The sequence below is a fragment of the Streptomyces sp. NPDC057623 genome, from assembly GCF_042800355.1.
GTDB lineage: Bacteria > Actinomycetota > Actinomycetes > Streptomycetales > Streptomycetaceae > Streptomyces.
The window spans coordinates 73,456-88,644 of sequence record NZ_JBHVGZ010000035.1 but is presented as its reverse complement, the minus strand read 5'-3'; the positions used below and the strand labels follow the sequence as shown (position 1 = coordinate 88,644).

Annotated in this window: 9 protein-coding genes; 2 read left to right on the top strand and 7 right to left on the bottom strand. The window is 67.1% G+C overall.

Features of this window, described 5'->3' with window-relative positions; genetic code table 11:
* Window positions 1-22 precede the first annotated feature (22 nt).
* The 4 genes from ACFU95_RS30060 to ACFU95_RS30045 all read right to left on the bottom strand — a co-directional run bounded on the left by ACFU95_RS30060 (window position 23) and on the right by ACFU95_RS30045 (window position 8,981).
* Window positions 23-4,495 (bottom strand): SDR family NAD(P)-dependent oxidoreductase, encoded by a 4,473-nt coding sequence (locus tag ACFU95_RS30060; protein ID WP_383833536.1) that lies wholly within the window; start codon window positions 4,493-4,495, stop codon window positions 23-25.
* 314 nt (window positions 4,496-4,809) lie between these two features.
* Window positions 4,810-6,729 (bottom strand): amino acid adenylation domain-containing protein, encoded by a 1,920-nt coding sequence (locus tag ACFU95_RS30055; RefSeq protein ID WP_383833532.1) that lies wholly within the window; start codon window positions 6,727-6,729, stop codon window positions 4,810-4,812.
* Between the two features lie 47 nt (window positions 6,730-6,776).
* A complete protein-coding gene (locus tag ACFU95_RS30050; protein ID WP_383833529.1) occupies window positions 6,777-7,775 on the bottom strand; it encodes a hypothetical protein in 999 nt (332 codons plus the stop codon).
* A gap of 12 nt (window positions 7,776-7,787) precedes the next feature.
* A complete protein-coding gene (locus ACFU95_RS30045; protein WP_383833526.1) occupies window positions 7,788-8,981 on the bottom strand; it encodes a serine hydrolase domain-containing protein in 1,194 nt (397 codons plus the stop codon).
* Between the two features lie 17 nt (window positions 8,982-8,998).
* Between ACFU95_RS30045 and ACFU95_RS30040 the strand changes: the two genes are divergently transcribed.
* Window positions 8,999-10,576, top strand: a complete 1,578-nt coding sequence (locus tag ACFU95_RS30040; RefSeq protein WP_383833523.1) for an oligopeptide:H+ symporter — start codon at window positions 8,999-9,001, stop codon at window positions 10,574-10,576.
* Window positions 10,577-10,666: 90 nt separating this feature from the next.
* Here the strand turns inward: ACFU95_RS30040 and ACFU95_RS30035 are convergent, their stop codons facing one another.
* Both ACFU95_RS30035 and ACFU95_RS30030 read right to left on the bottom strand, forming a co-directional pair.
* Window positions 10,667-11,878 (bottom strand): MFS transporter, encoded by a 1,212-nt coding sequence (locus ACFU95_RS30035; RefSeq protein WP_383833520.1) that lies wholly within the window; start codon window positions 11,876-11,878, stop codon window positions 10,667-10,669.
* Window positions 11,856-12,617: a class I SAM-dependent methyltransferase gene (locus ACFU95_RS30030; protein WP_383833517.1), complete on the bottom strand. Its 762-nt coding sequence runs from the start codon at window positions 12,615-12,617 to the stop codon at window positions 11,856-11,858. The genes ACFU95_RS30035 and ACFU95_RS30030 overlap by 23 nt, the downstream gene beginning before the upstream one ends.
* 164 nt (window positions 12,618-12,781) lie before the next feature.
* On the opposite strand from ACFU95_RS30030, the gene ACFU95_RS30025 reads away from it, so the two are divergent.
* A complete protein-coding gene (locus ACFU95_RS30025; RefSeq protein WP_383833514.1) occupies window positions 12,782-13,927 on the top strand; it encodes a GNAT family N-acetyltransferase in 1,146 nt (381 codons plus the stop codon).
* Window positions 13,928-13,959: 32 nt separating this feature from the next.
* On the opposite strand, the gene ACFU95_RS30020 is transcribed toward ACFU95_RS30025, so the two are convergent.
* Window positions 13,960-14,526 (bottom strand): LmbU family transcriptional regulator, encoded by a 567-nt coding sequence (locus ACFU95_RS30020; RefSeq protein ID WP_383833511.1) that lies wholly within the window; start codon window positions 14,524-14,526, stop codon window positions 13,960-13,962.
* Window positions 14,527-15,189: the final 663 nt, after the last annotated feature.

Here is a 15,189-nt window from a genome sequence, read left to right as displayed (position 1 = left end):
CGCCATGGGATACCGCCTTCGTCTAGGCCTGCTGAGGGTTCAAGCGTGCGACGAGTTCGTCGACCAGGTCACCGACGGTCGAGTTGTCGAAGCAGACCGACGTCGGGAGCGGTATCCCCAGCCGCTTCTGCAATGCGTTCCTGATGGAAAGGGCACGTAGCGAATCCATCCCGGCGTCGGCCAGATTCCAGCTCTCGACGGCCGCCTCGGGCTCGCCCAGAATCCCGGCCACGATGTCCACGCACACGGCCTCGATCTCGGACGTCGACTCCGGCCGGGCGTCTTCGAGGTCGGTCTGGGCGCCCGAGTCCACCCGGGGCCGTACCAGTTCCGCCGCGATGGGGTTGCTCGCCAGATGATGGGCGGGATCCAGCGCGTTCCACTGGACCGGCAGTACCGCCAGTTGTCCGGTTGACGCACACCTCAGGACGCTGCGCACCGCTGTTCGGCCGGTGTCGGGATCGATGGTGCCGACTCCTTTGTCCCGGAGCTCCGAGATGATCTCGTCGTTGCCTCGCAGGTAGCCGACTCCCGACCAGGCCCCGAGGTCGAGGGACAGGCCGGGAAGGCCGAGCGAACGCCGGTGATGGGCGAGCCCGTCGAGAAAGGCGCTGGCCGCGGCGTGGTTGACCTGTCCTTCGTTGCCGAACAGCCCGGTCGACGAGGACGTCATGACGAACAGGTTCAGGTCCGGAGCATGTCGAATGGTGCTTTCGTGCAGGTTCCAGGCGCCCTGGGCCTTGGGCTGGAGCACCCGATCCATGCGGTTCCAGTCCATGTGGTCGAGGATTCCGTCGTCGACCACACCGGCAGCGTGCACGATCCCCCGTAGGCCGAATTTCGCCCCGAACTCAGCGACGAGGCGGTCGATCTGATCGCGGTCGCGGACGTCGGCCTGCCGGGTGACCACCTCTGCCCCGAAGGACTCGCGCAGTTCCGCGACGGAGCGTTCGGCATGCTCGTCGAGTTCTCGGCGGTGGCACAACACCAGTCTGGAGGCCCCGAGTTCGAGAAGGCACCGCGCGAAGACACGGCCCACTCCGGCGGTGCCTCCGGTGACGAGGTACCAGCCGTCGTCGTCGATCACGCCCGACTCGTCCACGTCGCGCAGCGGTGCCAGCCGTGGTGCGAGGAGGCGACCGCCCCGCATGGCCAACTCCGGTTCGGTGTCCGGCATTTCGGTGATGCGGCGGGGTAACCGGGCCGCCACCTCGTCCCAGCGTCGTCTGACGTCCTCGGGATCGATGTCGAGCGCGACGTGCGCCAAGTGCCGGTACTCCGTCCTGGCGGTACGGTGCATCCCCATCAGCGCCGTCTGCGCCGGGTCCGGGGCGTCGTCGGTGCCGACGCACTGAGCTCCGGAGGTCAGGGTCAGCAGCCGGAGGTCTGTACGCCCGGCCTGGGAAAGCGCCTGGTAGACGGCCAGCATCGCGCCACCGGCCGCCTGGTGCACCCGGGCTGCCACGGAGGCGCCGCCGCTCTCGCCGCCTCGCAGGTCGTCGTTCCTCTTCGCCACCAAGGGCCAGGCGTTGATCAGCAGGTCCGGCCGGACCTCGGCGAGCAGGGCCGCCAGCTTCTCGGCCATGTCGTCGCCCCGCGTGCCGGGTTCCCGGCCGGCGAACATCCGGACATCCGCACCTGCTTGTTCGAGCGGGCGCGCCAAAGTCGGCAGCAGGGCCGACTCCGGCCCGACCAGCATGCATGTCGTGCCCGCCAGATCCGATGCGGTCTGGGGGGCTGTCTCGGTCCAGCGGATGGCGTAGGGGCGTGGTGTGCCGTCATGGGGCTCAGGGAGGACCTGGTGGCTCTGCGCGTCCTCCGGTTGCGCGGAGGGCCGCCTGGTACGTGGGTCGCTCTCGGCCGAGTCGGTCCAGTGCCGGCGTCGCTGGAAGGGGTAGGTGGGCGCTGAAGCCATGTGCGCGTCCGGATGGACGGCACCCCAGTCGACCGTCACGCCGGATGTGTAGGCGGTGGCCAGCGCGCGGCGGACCGACGCCATGTCGTTCGTCTCCCACCGCAGAGGCTCAAGCCAGGTACGGCCGCTCGCGCCGTCGTCCTGGAGGGCGAGCTGGGCCAGTGTCGACAGTGCGTGGGACGGCCCCAGCTCCATGAACACGTCGGCCTTCATCGCGTCGGCTGCCCGCACGGCGTCGAGAAAGCGCACCGGGTTCCTCAACTGGTCCCGCCAGTACGAGGCTGCCGAGATCCCCGCGCCCACCGGGCTGCCCGTCAGGTTGGAGATGATCGGCCGGGACGGAGCGTGCAGGGTGACGCCTTCCAGGACAGCGGTATAGGCCTCGGTGATGGGATCGATCAGCGGGGAGTGCCCAGCCCGCGTGATCGGCAGCGGCTTGCACCTCACGCCCCGGTTCTCGGCCTTCCGTACGGCGTCGGCGACCGCCCGCCGGTCGCCCGAGACGACCACGTTGTTCGGCGTGTTCACCGCGGCGATACCGATGTCGACACTGCCGTGGAGGAGTTCGGCCACCTCCGCCTCGGGTGCGAAGACCGCGGCCATCGCACCGTTGTCCGGCAGCGACTTGAGCAGCCGACCCCGCTCGCACACCAAATACAGCCCTGTCTCGAAGTCGAACACCCCGGCGCCGTAGGCCGCCGCGTACTCGCCCAGGCTGTGGCCGAGATACACGTCGGGGTCGACTCCCCAGCTCCGCCAGAGGTTCAACAGAGCGGCCTGGACCGTGTAGTTGACAGCCTGTGCGGCGGCGATGTCGTCGATCTCCATACCCCGCCGGACGGGGTTCTTGTAGAGGATCGACGACAGCGGTTCGCCCAGGTAGCGGGAGACCGTTGCATCGGCCGTGCGGATGGTGTCCCGGAAGACCGGCTCGCTCTCGTGGAGTTCGCGTCCGGCTTCCAGGTACTCCGTGCCCTGGCCGGTGAACAGGGCGGCGATGCGCGGCGTCGTAGCGGCGGCCGTACCGGTGACGACGCCCATGTCGTCGGCCCAGAGGGTGTCAAGGCTGTCCTGGCCGTTCGCCACGGCGTCCAGGAGGTGGGTCAAGGACTCGCGTCCCGAGGCCATCACCGCGGTGCGCTCCCGGAAGTGCCTGCGCCCTTCGCCCAGGCTGAAGGCCACGTCCGCGCATCGCCGCTCCGGATGTTCCCTGAGGCTCGCGCCCACCCGTCCTGCCAGCTCTCGCAGCGCCGGGCGCGTGCGCGCCGACAAGGGAACGACGCACGGGACTTCGGCCCGGCCCGCGGAGTCGCCGCGCCCTTCCGCGCGTGTCCGCGGGGGTGCTTCCTCCATGATGACGTGGGCGTTCGTACCGCCCAGGCCGAACGCGCTCACTCCGGCGCGCAGCGGATCGTCACCGTGCTGCCACTCCTTCGTCGTGGCGTTGACGTAGAAGGGGGTGCGGTCGAAGGCGATCGCCGGGTTGGGCTCACGGAAGTTGAGGCTTGCCGGGATCACCCGGTGGGTGAGGGCCAGCGCGGTCTTGATCACACCTGCGATTCCGGCGGCCCAGCCGAGATGGCCGATGTTCGTCTTCACCGAGCCCAGAGCGCAGGAACGCGGAGGGCAACCACTGAACGCCTCGGCCAGTGCCGCCACCTCGACGGGGTCGCCGGCCAGGGTTCCGGTCCCGTGTGCTTCGACGTAGGACACGGACTCCGGCTCGACACCCGCCGCGGCGAGGGCCTGACGGATGACCGCGGCCTGTCCCCCGACGCTCGGCGCGCTGAAACCGGGCTTGGCGGAACCGTCGTTGTTGATGGCAGTGCCGCGTACCACGGCATAGACGCGGTCGTTGTCCGCGAGCGCCTGTTCCAACGGCTTGAGGAGGACGACTCCCACTCCGCTGCCGAACACCGTTCCCGTCGCGGAGGCGTCGAACACCCGGCAGTGCCCGTCCTCGGAGAACACGAGCCCTGGCTCATGGACGTACGAGTCGATCTGGGGCACCGGGATGTGGGCGCCACCGGCCAGGGCCAGGTCGCACTCGCCGTTCAAGATCGCCTGGCAGGCCAGATGCAGCGCGTAGAGCGACGTCGCACAGGCCGCCTGCACGTTGACGCTCGGCCCGGTGAGGCCGAGTTTGTAGGAGACACGGCTCGCCAGGTAGTCCCGGTCGGCGGCGAGCGCCAGCTGTAGATCGGCGGCGGAGTCGAGGTAGTTGGGCGTGGGGTTCGTGGCCTGTCCGTAGAGGTTGTTCATCAGGTACAGGCTGGTTCCGCTGCCGCCGTAGACGCCGATGTCCTCGATGAGTCTGCGCCCGGCCGTGCCGCCGTCCTCCAGCGCCTCCCAGCAGCACTCCAGAAAGAGACGGTGCTGCGGGTCCAGGAGGTCTGCTTCTCGTTTGCTGTAGCCGAAGAACTCCGCGTCGAAGCGGTCGATCCCGGCGAGCCGGGAGTGGGCTCGCACCCGCCCCTCACCGCGGGTCTCCCGGCCTTCGACGCTGATGGACTCCACTTCGTCCGCCAGGTTGTGCCAGTACTCGCCTGGCGTGCCTGCTCCGGGAAACCGGCATGCCATGCCGATGATGGCGACGCCTTGCGGCTGTAACAGCTGTTGTGGCTCTTGGGGTTCTTGCAGCTCTTGGGGTTCTTGCGGCTCTTGGGGTTCTAGCGGCTCTTGGGGATACGGCTGATCGACCATGGTGAGCTGTTCCTCTTTCGTCCGAGCTCGGCCCTGCGCTGCCGGAACCGCCGCCGGCCAGGGCCGTCCGGCGTGTCAGGTCGCGGGCCGGCGGCGCCTGCTGGGCACGGTGGAGTGGGGCCGGTGCGTGCGGCGCCCTTGGGACGGCACGACCGTGCCCCGCGGCCCCGAGTGAAACGGGGGGGCGCGGCCTAGGGCCGACGGCCCCTGCGCGCGAGCCGTCTGCGCTCTGCCGAACTGAGTTGTCCGTCCCGGAGCACCGGCTCGCGCCCTGGAGCTTCGCGGACGGCCGTCCTGTGCGGTTCGCCGGAGGCGACGTCCTGTCGGGCGGATCGAAGATGTGCGCTCAGCCCGGCGATGGTGGGATACCGGTACATGTCCGTCAGTTCCAGTCGCGGATGCTCGGCGCTCAGCTTCTGGAACACGTGCATGAGCAGCTGCGAGTTGCCGCCGTGGTCGAAGAAGTTCCGATCCGTTTCGACGTCCACGGGCCGCCCCAGCACGGAGGCCCAGACGTCGCCGATCATCTGCTCCAGCGAGCCCCTGGCCGCGGAACGGGGCTTTTCCGCAGGAGTGGTCGGGGAGAGCCGCGCTTCCAGGGTCTTGCGGTCGAGCTTGCCGTTGGCGTTGACCGGCAGGTCGTCGGTCAGGAGGATGCGGTCAGGCAGCGCGTACCACGGCAGTTCCTCCCGCAGGGCCGAAAGGATGCCCGCCTCGGTGAGCTTCCCGTCGGTGGTCCTGGCCGCTGCTCGTACTCCCTTGACCAGGTTCTGGTCGTCTCGGACCGGGACGACCGCGGCTTCCCGCACCCCGGGGATCCCCAGCACGGCCTGTTCGATCTCCCCCAGCTCCACGCGGAAACCCCGCACCTTGACCTGGCTGTCCTTACGGCCATGGAAGCGGAGGGAAGAGTCCGCTCCGACACTGACGAGGTCGCCCGTCGCATACCAACGGCCGCTTCCTGTCACGTCGCCGGCGAACTTCTCCGCGGTGAGCTGTGGATTGTTGAGGTATCCCCTGGCCAGGCCGGCCCCGCCGATCAGCAGTTCACCCGGCGCCCCGGGCGGGCAGTCCTCGCCGTCCTCGCCCACGACCCTGACCCGCACACCGGTCAGCGGCCGGCCGATGGGGACGAAGGCGGTGTCGTCGGGGCGGCACCGGTGCATCGTGGCGTACACGGTGGCCTCGGTGGGTCCGTAGCCGTTGATGACGACCGGGATCCGATCGAGCCTGCGCAGCAGTTGGGGGCGCACTTCCTCGCCGCCCATGATGAGTACCTCGACAGAGGTCAGCCCGGCCCTCAGCCGACCGTCCGCCAGCATCAGCTCCACCATCGTCGGTGTCGCCTGGAAATGGGACACGCGGCCGCTCGCGAGCACGTCGGGGAGGAAATCGCCGGCCTCGGGCGAGGAGCGTCCCGCCAGGGCCTCGCTACCGACGACCACGATGGACATGCCTCTGGTCAGTGGCCAGAAGAGCTCGACCACGGAGATGTCGAAGCAGATGTTCGTGGTCGCCAGCCAACACTTCCCAGCAGGGTCATCGAGGGCGGGCAGCACCTCGTCCAGCGCCCGGAACAGACTGACGACGCTGTGGTGCTCGATCGCCACCCCCTTCGGCGCGCCGGTGGAACCTGAGGTGTGGAGGATGTACGCCAGGTCCGCGGCTTCTGGGGCAGCGCTGTCCGACGGTGCGTCCGCGAGGGGGTCGGTGGCGGTCGCCGCCGCCACATCGACGGTGTCGCAGTCCGCCGAGGTCACCAGGTCCCGGGTACGGCTGTCCACGACCACGCACCGGGTGCCCGACGTCGAGAGGATGGAGGTGATCCGGCTGTCGGGGAAGTTCATGTCGACCGGTACGTAAGGCGATCCGGCGAGCATGATGCCGAGCATTGCCGCAACACGGTTCACCGAGGCCGGCAGGCAGATGCCCACCGGGAGCCCGTCCTCGTCCGCTCTCTCCCGCAGGAGCCGGGCCAACGACCGGGCGCGAGCCCACAGTTCGCGATAGGTGACGGTCTCCCAGGCGTCCGACACGGCCGGCCGGTCGGGAACGGTCAGTACCTGTTCCTTCAGCTGGTCGAGAACAGTGGTGTCTGCGCCTGTCAGCATGCTGTCCCCCGCACCCGAGTCATGTTGTCTCCCCTGTTCGCGGACTCTCACCCCTTGACCACGCGTGCCGAGTCGGCCACCAGATAGGGCCGAATCGACTCGAGCGAGCCGACGCTCGCGGTCTTGACGAGCCATCGTCCGCGGAGTTGCTCCACGTCCTTGATCTCCGACACCTCGCGGTTGTGGAGGCAGGCGTTGTTCGCGGCACCGACGAAGTCGCCCGACTGGATGTGCACCGGAGTCTTGACCTCGTGGACGACTCGGAGCAGTTCGTCGACGGCCTCCTGCGCCCTGGGTGAGGCGCCGACCGTCCGCTTCTCGAAGAACCGCAGGTCCGTCGGCCCGTCACCGCCGAGGATCGGATGCTGCTGCGCCTCCTCGGCCAGGTCGTAGCCGCCGGCGGACGTCAGGTCGTCATGCGGCGTAATGAACTCCGCGGCCGCGAGGATCTTCTTGGTGTCGTCCGACAGCGCCGCAAGAATGTCCTTGTTCGCGGAGTAGCAGGTGTTCACCACGTTCACCCCCGCTGACTGAATACCAAGGATGTTGAACCACAGCGGACGCACGTAGTGGTTGGCGTCGTCCTTGTGGAAGGAGAGCCCGCGCAGCGTCTTCTGTGACTGCGACTCGGCGAGTTCACGCATGGGCCGGATGTCCTGGAAGATGTCGCCGTCATTGGTGTTCTGGTAGGCGTACAGGACCTGATCCATGAATATCGCGTACAGGAGCAGGAATCCCTCTGCGACGAAGGTGGTCTTCAGCCTCCGTTTGTCGCCGACGGGGTCGTCGAAGCTGAGAGGTGGCACCTGGAGATCCACCGGGCAGTTCGCCAGCCTGACGAAGGGTTCCGCAAATCCGTGCACCTTCTTGACCCGAGTGCAGTGTTCGGCGAACCGGCTACTGCTCATCTGCGGTGCGACGGATTCGCGTACCTCCCGCTCGAATCCCTCGTAGTCACGGTAGGGGGACGTGTCGACGGCCAGGAGCAGGGTGCGTGCCGCGGCCTTCTCCTCCTCGCTGAACGTGAAGCCCACAGGGATGTCCACAAGTCCTCCTCGTCATGCCTGCTCTGAGACAACGGCCTCGACGGCAGCCGCGGCGAGCCGGGTCGCGCGATGGTCGAATCGTGCGTACTGGTCGAGCCGAGAATTCAGTTGGGTACTCGTGTAGGAAAAGGCGAGGCCATGCCCGGGAAGGGCGAAGACCAGCGAGCAGTCCTGTCCGTAGTGGCCGAACGAGTCGAACTCCATGCCCGCCTGGGGCAGATTGGGGTCCGGCAGCATGAAGCCCGTGGCGTAGGCACGCTCACGCCCGAAAACCCGGTCCGGGCGCCGCATCTGCAACCTGCGGGCCTCGCGCAGGGTCGATGAGTCCCACAGCCGGACACCGTCAACGGCCGTCATGGTCGCGGCGAACAGGCGTGCCAGAGAACGTGCGTTGGTCACAGCGTTGCAGCCGGGGATCTCGGCTCGCAGATATGGATAGGTGTTCTCGACTCCTGACACATTGGGATTCATCTGGGACCGGTAGAACAGCGAGGTCTTGTCTTCGAGCAGGCTGACCACGTCAGCGGCCGTGCGGCCCGCTTGTGGGGCGGCCTGCCGCAACGGCGTGATCCTCTCGACCACGGTGGGGTCGATGCCGATCCACAGGTCCAGGCCGAGCGGCCGGGCGAGTTCCCTGCGCACCAGTTCACCGACCGGGCGTCCGGTCGCCCGGCGCAGGTATTCCCCCACTCCCCAACCGAAGGTGAGGTCGTGGTAGCCATGGTCGGTGCCGGGTTCCCAGTAGGGCCGCTGCCGGGCCAGCGCTTCCACCGCTGGATCCCATTTCAGGACATCTTGCAGGGACAGCTGACGGTCGACTCCGACAAGGCCCGCCTGATGACTCAGCAGGAGCCGCAACGGCACATGCTGCTTTCCCCCTTCAGCGAACTCCGGCCAGACTTCCGACATCGGTGCGTCGATGTCGATGACTCCGCGCTCGTGCAAGGAGTGAACCAGCACGGACAAAATCGCCTTGCTCACAGAGCGCACGTTCTGAAGCTGTTCGGATCCTCTCCCCTCGGAGAGCAGACGCACGCGCTCCACACCATCGATGTACACACACACTTCCGCGCCCGAATCGATTCCGGTGCGGTGCAGATCTTCGAAGACATGCGCAAGGGTCGCGAACTGCCATGGCACCACTCCCGTGGCACCGACAGCTGCGGGCGCGATAACGGGATCCGCTGAACCTGCCTCAATATTCATGTGCTTCCCACCTTCCTATGCGCAGCAGTGCAGATGGTCGGAAGGCCCGACTCAAGATGGCACAGCCCACGCTTCGTCGACAAGGCGCTCACCCTGCGGCTGTCCCGCCGGCGAGACAGAGAGGCCATGGAATGGCGACCTACAACGGCACGACAAGCAGCGATAATCAGCTGCACACACGAGGGGTATCCGCCGTCTACACCCTGGGAGCTTTCGAAAGCTTCAGCCTCTACGGCGCACAAAGCGTTCTCCTGTACTTCCTGTATTTCGGTTCGGGGCACGGCGGTTTGGCTCTGGACAAAGACGTGGCGAGCGCCATCGTCGGGTCCTTCACAGGCCTGATCTATCTCTGCGGGCTCATCAGCGCGGGGATGAGTTCGCCACTGTCGGATGCGGGGCGCATACGTCTCATCCAGTTGTCCGCATGCGTTCTCGGGCTGGGTTACGGCATTCTCGCCCTGGCTCAGGGACGGGACCTCATGCTGGCGGCGATAGTCCTTGTCTCCTTGGCGAGCGGAGCCGTCAAGACACTCGGGATGGCCCAGCTCGGTGCCGTCCATGACGACAGCGGCACGCTCTCGACACAGCGCGAAGCAGCCTTCGTCAAGTACTACGCGATCATGAACATGGGGGCGTTCGCCGGTCCCCTCGCCGTCGGCTGGGTCTGGCATGCCTCCGGCTTCTCCCCTGCGTTCTGGCTCTGCTCAGCCCTGGCAGTGGCCGCCGCTGTCGCGTACGCACGTTCCACCAGGGGCGGTGACCGACCGGCCGGGACGGGCCTCGCGGAGCTCGCGAACGCCCGTACGGCTCGCTGGGCACTGATCGGGCTGGCCGTGCTGGCGCTGTTCCTGCCGGTCACCTTCTTCGCCCCGACGCGGAGTTCAGCCTTGATGGCGGTGGTGGTGGCCCTGGCGATCACGTCGCTGTTCGCTTACATGCTGTCCTCGCGCAGGAGCACCCCGGCCGAGAAGCGGAACCTCAAGCGCTTCTCGCCGGCGTTCCTGGGCAGCGTGTGCTTCTGGTGTCTGTACCAGCAGCAGTACACCGTTCTGGCGCTGTTCGTGGAGAGCAGGGTGGACCTGAGCGTCTTCGGCCTCGACGTACCTCCCGGCTGGGTACAGAGCGTGAGTCCGCTGGCTGCCGTCTTGGTCGCGACCTTGGCTCTGATGTCGCGCGAGAGGGCGCCGAAGAGCGTCTCCCGGCCCTACGCCAAGATCTCGGCCGGGCTCCTGGTCATGGCGCTCGGCTACGTGTTCTTCCTGTGGGCGTCGACGTCCGGGGGGCTCGTCCCCCTCCACGTGATCGTCGCCGTCCTGGTCGTCTTCTCGGTCTCGGAGATCCTGGTGGGTCCGATCGTCCAGTCCATGTCCACGAGCGTGTCAGGGGGGACGTGGCGCACCCAGATGTCGGCCATGTTCTTCCTGTCGGTCTCACTGGGCAGTGCGGGTGCCGGTGTCTTCGCCCAGCTGTATGTGCACTTCGGCGAGCACGTGTACTTCGCCACTCTGATTTCCGGCTCCCTGGCCGTGAGTGCCGCGTTGCTCGTGTCGCACTGGCTGCTGGCGGCGAACGGGACTCCCGGCAGCGGCGGTTGACGATCCCCACCACCTGGCCGGTCAGGTGACACCACGACATACGGGCGGTCACAGCGCACGCTGTGACCGCCCGTTCGTGCCGGTTGCTGTCTAGGCTCTGGTCCCGCCGGCACCCAGAAACCGCGGGAAGAGGGCGTAGATGATCAGGGTCGTACCCGCCACAGCCCCGCTGAAAGGCCCCAGCCAGGCGACCGAGCCCGCGGAGATGACGAAGCCCCCCAGCAGACTCCCCAAGGCCAGCCCCGCGTAGATCACGGAAGCGTTCATCGCGGCGAGGAGGCCGGGGGCATCGGGGCGCAGCCGCATCAACTGGCTCTGCAGTGCGGGCACCACCATCCAGCCGCTGATCCCCCACAACGTGATCACCAGGCAGATCACGAGCAGACCCTCGGCCCACGGCATGGCCAGGGTGGAGAGGACGATCAGTGCCAGCGACAGCGTCACTGTCCTGCGCGTCCCCCAGCGGTCCGCCAACTGGCCGCCCGCCGCGTTGCCCGCGACGCCGGCACAGCCGTAGAGGAAGAGCAGACCCCCGATCGCCGTCTCGTCGCCCGCGTTCATCCACGACAACAGCGGCGAGACATACGTGTAGACGGCGAAGTCGGCCACGGAGACCAGGCACGACACCGTGAGCAACGCCGCGACCGTGCCCACGGGGAGCCGGGCGGCCAGGAGGGAACCGGCTGCCGCGGAGGGAGTAATCCGAGGCAGCGACCACAGCGCCACGCCGATGACCACTCCCAGTACGGCGATGCCGCCCAGTACCGGCCGGAAGCCCGTCCACCCACCGACCACACTGGCGATCGGCACCGCGAGGACCGTGGCGGCGGCGAGTCCGCCGATGATGCACGCCACAGCGCGTGCCTGCCAGGCACGCGGCACCACCGCGACGGCCGCCGCGCTCGCCGCCGGCGTGAACATCCCGGCGCCCGCCCCGGCCACGACACGTGCGATCACCATCCCGGCGTAGGAACCGGCGGTCGCCGTGGCCAAAGTGCCACCGACGAACAGGGCCATCCCCCCGAACAGGACCATGCGCCGGTCCCAACGTCGCGTCAGCAGACCACAGGCCGGCGCCCAGACGGCGTATGCCACCGCGTAGGCGAAACTCAGTCGCCCCACGGCCTCCACGCTGATGCCGAGTTCGGCCCGGATCGCGGGCAGAAGCCCGGCCATGACGTACGCCCCGGTACTGATGACGAACGTTCCGGCAGCCAGACACAGCAGACGCGCGGCCGTGCCGATGCCGATGCCCGTCGGCGGGTCATCCGTGCTTGGCTCAACGTGTGTAGACGGAGACATGCTTGCGGCTGTCCGGCTCGTAGGGACTGCGCTCCCAGTCGGCCCAACGGTCCTCGAGCCGGAGACCGTGTTCGGCCATGAGGTCGTCGATCTCCGACGGCCACATGTAGCGCATACGGCCCGGGTGTATCCGTACGGGCTCCCCGTGCCTCAGGATGATCTCCTGGTAGTCGAAGCGCTTGTCCTGCGGGGTGTTGCTGGCGGCGAACAGCACCACGCCGTCCGGGACCCAGCGTTTGACGACCACGTCCGACTCCTCGGGGAGGGTTCCCGGGGTGGGCCCGTCGGGTAACCGCCCCAGATGTGGCACGAACGTCTCGAGCACAAGCCGGCCGCCAGGCGCCAGCATGTCAGCCGCACGGGCGACGAACCCCTCCTGGATCGGCTTCGTAGCCAGCAGGAAGAAGGTGTTGAACACGGCGAAGACGAGCGCCGCGGATTCCGGCGGCCGGTATTCGGCCGCATCGGCGCACACGGCTTCGACTTCCAGGCCCCGAGCCTTCTCGAAGAGCTCATCCGTCATACTCGGGGAGGCATCCACACCAATGATCCGGACACCGCGCCGAGCGAGTGGAATTGCTACCCTCCCGGTGCCCGAGCCGATTTCCACGGCGACGCCGCTGCTCGCGTATTCCGACAGAACATCTAATTGCGCCGGGCTCGGCGTGAAATCGCCGTAGAGTTCGTCATACACATCGCTGATGCGCTCACCACGAGCCGTCTCGCTATGGGTACTCACGTCACTCCCTGAAGACTTTCGGGTATGGACGGTGAAGGACTATAGACAGATGCCTGCATGACACACAAGAACGCGTTGAAGAAAATCAGTGTGGACAGATTGAGTGACGCGAAATACGGTCTGGAACCACCGCTCCGCCCTGTACCTTTAACGAGGGATTCACGATGAGTATCGAGTTGTGCGACAGTGTCGACACATTGCAGCGGCGAGGCTATGACGGCCTGCTGCCGGAAGACCACCTGTATTTGAGTTCTCCGTGGCTGCGGGTCGAGGAGCACTGGGCCCAGCCCGCCCCGTTCCACCTGGTCGCCACCGCCCCGGGCGCCCGCGAGCCCGGCGGCGCACTGTCCTGCTTCCCGCTGGACGGGACGTCGGAACCCTGGCCGTTCACGCATGTCGACGTCGTGCTCGAACGCCTCATGGACAAGCACGGAATCGAGCCTCCCCCCGGCACGAGTGCCGCGCTCGCCTCCCTCATGCCGACGATCCTGTGCGGTGGGCGACGCACGTCGGACACCCGCATGGTGCTGTCCCGCGAGGCGTCACCCGAGGTACGCCGCGGCATGTGCACCGAACTGCTCGACTCAGTGGAGGGCGCGGCAGCCCGGGCGGGCTCGCACAGCATCACCCTGCTCTATGTCGAAGAAGACGACGAGGAGTTGCGCAGTGCGCTCACCGGGCGAGGCTTTCTGGAGTTCCCCACGGATCCGTGCGCACTCCTCACATTGGCCACGCCGACGTTCGACGGGTATCGGCAGCAACTGGCTCGGTCACGGCGCGGTTCCATCGCCCGCGAGCGGCGCAAGATCGCCGATGCCGGTGTCTCGATTGACGTGGTACCGATCGATGAGGGAGTCATCGACGAACTCGCGCCGCTGCAGGAGCAGCATCACGGAAAGTACGGCGTTCACCTCAGCGCCGAGAAATCCGCGGAAATCCATCGCCTGCTCATGAAGAACTTCGGCACGGAGCTGCGGGTCGTGACAGCCCGCTCCGCCGACGGGACGCTCCGCGGATTCACCACCTTCACTCCACGGGGCGGCACTCTCCACATGCGTCAGGCCGGGTTCGACTACGAGTGGAAGAAAACAGTCCCGCTGTACTTCGAGACGGTCTTCTACACACCGGTCCAGTACGCCCTCGATCACGGGATCCGGCACCTTGACTACTCCATCGCCTCGGAGGACGTGAAGGTGTCCCGGGGCTGTGAACTGGTGGGCCGCTACGGCTACGTCAAGCTCCTCGACAACTCCCACGAGCGGGAAGTGCGCTGGGTGCTGACAGAGATCGGCAAGCGAACGGGCACCTGAGACCCGCCGAGTCTCCGCTGAGACCCCGCGCCCTACGAGCGGACGGCCGTCTCGCCGGAAGCCGTGAAGACGCTGTCGGCGGCCCGATCGAGGTTGGCGATGATCCATGCTTCGAGGCTGCTGCCGGCCAGCTCAGCGGCCCGGGTCCACAGCACGAGCCGCTCCCGGTCCACACTGAGCGGCTGAACCGACTCTCCCTGACCGGCCTGCTGGGCGGCCTTGCGCTCACCGCGGATGTGCCGCCTCAGCTGGTTCCGGGACCAGTTGCATTCCTCGGCCCGCGCCAGCCAGTGGTCCTGCTCCTGCAAGGGCAGCGACGCGACCTCGGCATGGTGCTGGAAGCTCAGATTCTCCCGCCTGCGCGTCAGCTCGAACTTGCGCGCAACCCATGCGTAGTTGCGGATGGTCTGGTAGTCGAGCCCCACGGCGTCAATCGCGTCGCGGTATCGGCTCTCGTACCGGACGGCCCCGAACGCGACCCAGTCCCCTATGAACCAGGCCGACGAACTCGCGATTCTGGCCACCTTGTAGCCGGCACGCTCCCACTCGTCATAGGAGAGCGACTGAGGAAACCGTAGCCCCACCCTCGTGGCCAGCACGTCTCCTTCAAACCTGGGCGCCTCACCCTCTTTCTTTTCCAGTAACCGGGTATCACTCCGACCCGAACTGAACACTAGAACTCCCCAAGTTTCACGTTCCAATCAGTCGGGAGTCCGACGCCTGGCCGACCCCCGGAGATAGCGCCTGCCCGCTCGGTCGCAGGTATAACCTTCAAACATTCAAGCCACTTCGCGATGCGATTCAGCCAGCAGTCGCGATCAACATCCCGAACAAGCATGCATGATGAACGAAAGTGCCAACTTACCCGACTTTGTCCAATGATTTTGCATCTCATGTATCGCAGTGCGCGTAGCTGCGGTTATCAGTCACGATGCGCCCCTCACGGACCTTGCCGGTGGCCGGACCAGGCGCGATTGCGAGCACGAATAGCTCCTCGCTCTCATCGGCGGAATCGGCGAATCGGGAGCTCTCCAGGCTATTCACGCGAAATTTTGTCCGTCGTGCGAACAACGTCGTGCGCACAAACCAGGGTGATCGTCGAGCCATGCCCGAACCTGCCGACAAACAGCCCTCCGGCGGAGAGGGTGCCCTCACCGCAGGCGGCCGTCCTGCTGCTGCGGATCGGGCATCGGGTTATCGGGGCGGTGCAGCTGATGCTCTGCGTTTTCGTGGCAGTCCACACGCTGGGTCCTGGCCCTGAC

Excerpts from the sequence above, each read along its gene's own strand:
- ACFU95_RS30060 (WP_383833536.1), bottom strand. The coding sequence starts at position 4,495 with ATGGCATGCCGGTTTCCCGGAGCAGGCACGCCAGGCGAGTACTGGCAC.
- ACFU95_RS30055 (WP_383833532.1), bottom strand. The coding sequence starts at position 6,729 with ATGCTGACAGGCGCAGACACCACTGTTCTCGACCAGCTGAAGGAACAG.
- ACFU95_RS30045 (WP_383833526.1), bottom strand. The coding sequence starts at position 8,981 with ATGAATATTGAGGCAGGTTCAGCGGATCCCGTTATCGCGCCCGCAGCT.
- ACFU95_RS30040 (WP_383833523.1), top strand. The coding sequence starts at position 8,999 with ATGCGCAGCAGTGCAGATGGTCGGAAGGCCCGACTCAAGATGGCACAG.
- ACFU95_RS30035 (WP_383833520.1), bottom strand. The coding sequence starts at position 11,878 with ATGTCTCCGTCTACACACGTTGAGCCAAGCACGGATGACCCGCCGACG.
- ACFU95_RS30025 (WP_383833514.1), top strand. The coding sequence starts at position 12,782 with ATGAGTATCGAGTTGTGCGACAGTGTCGACACATTGCAGCGGCGAGGC.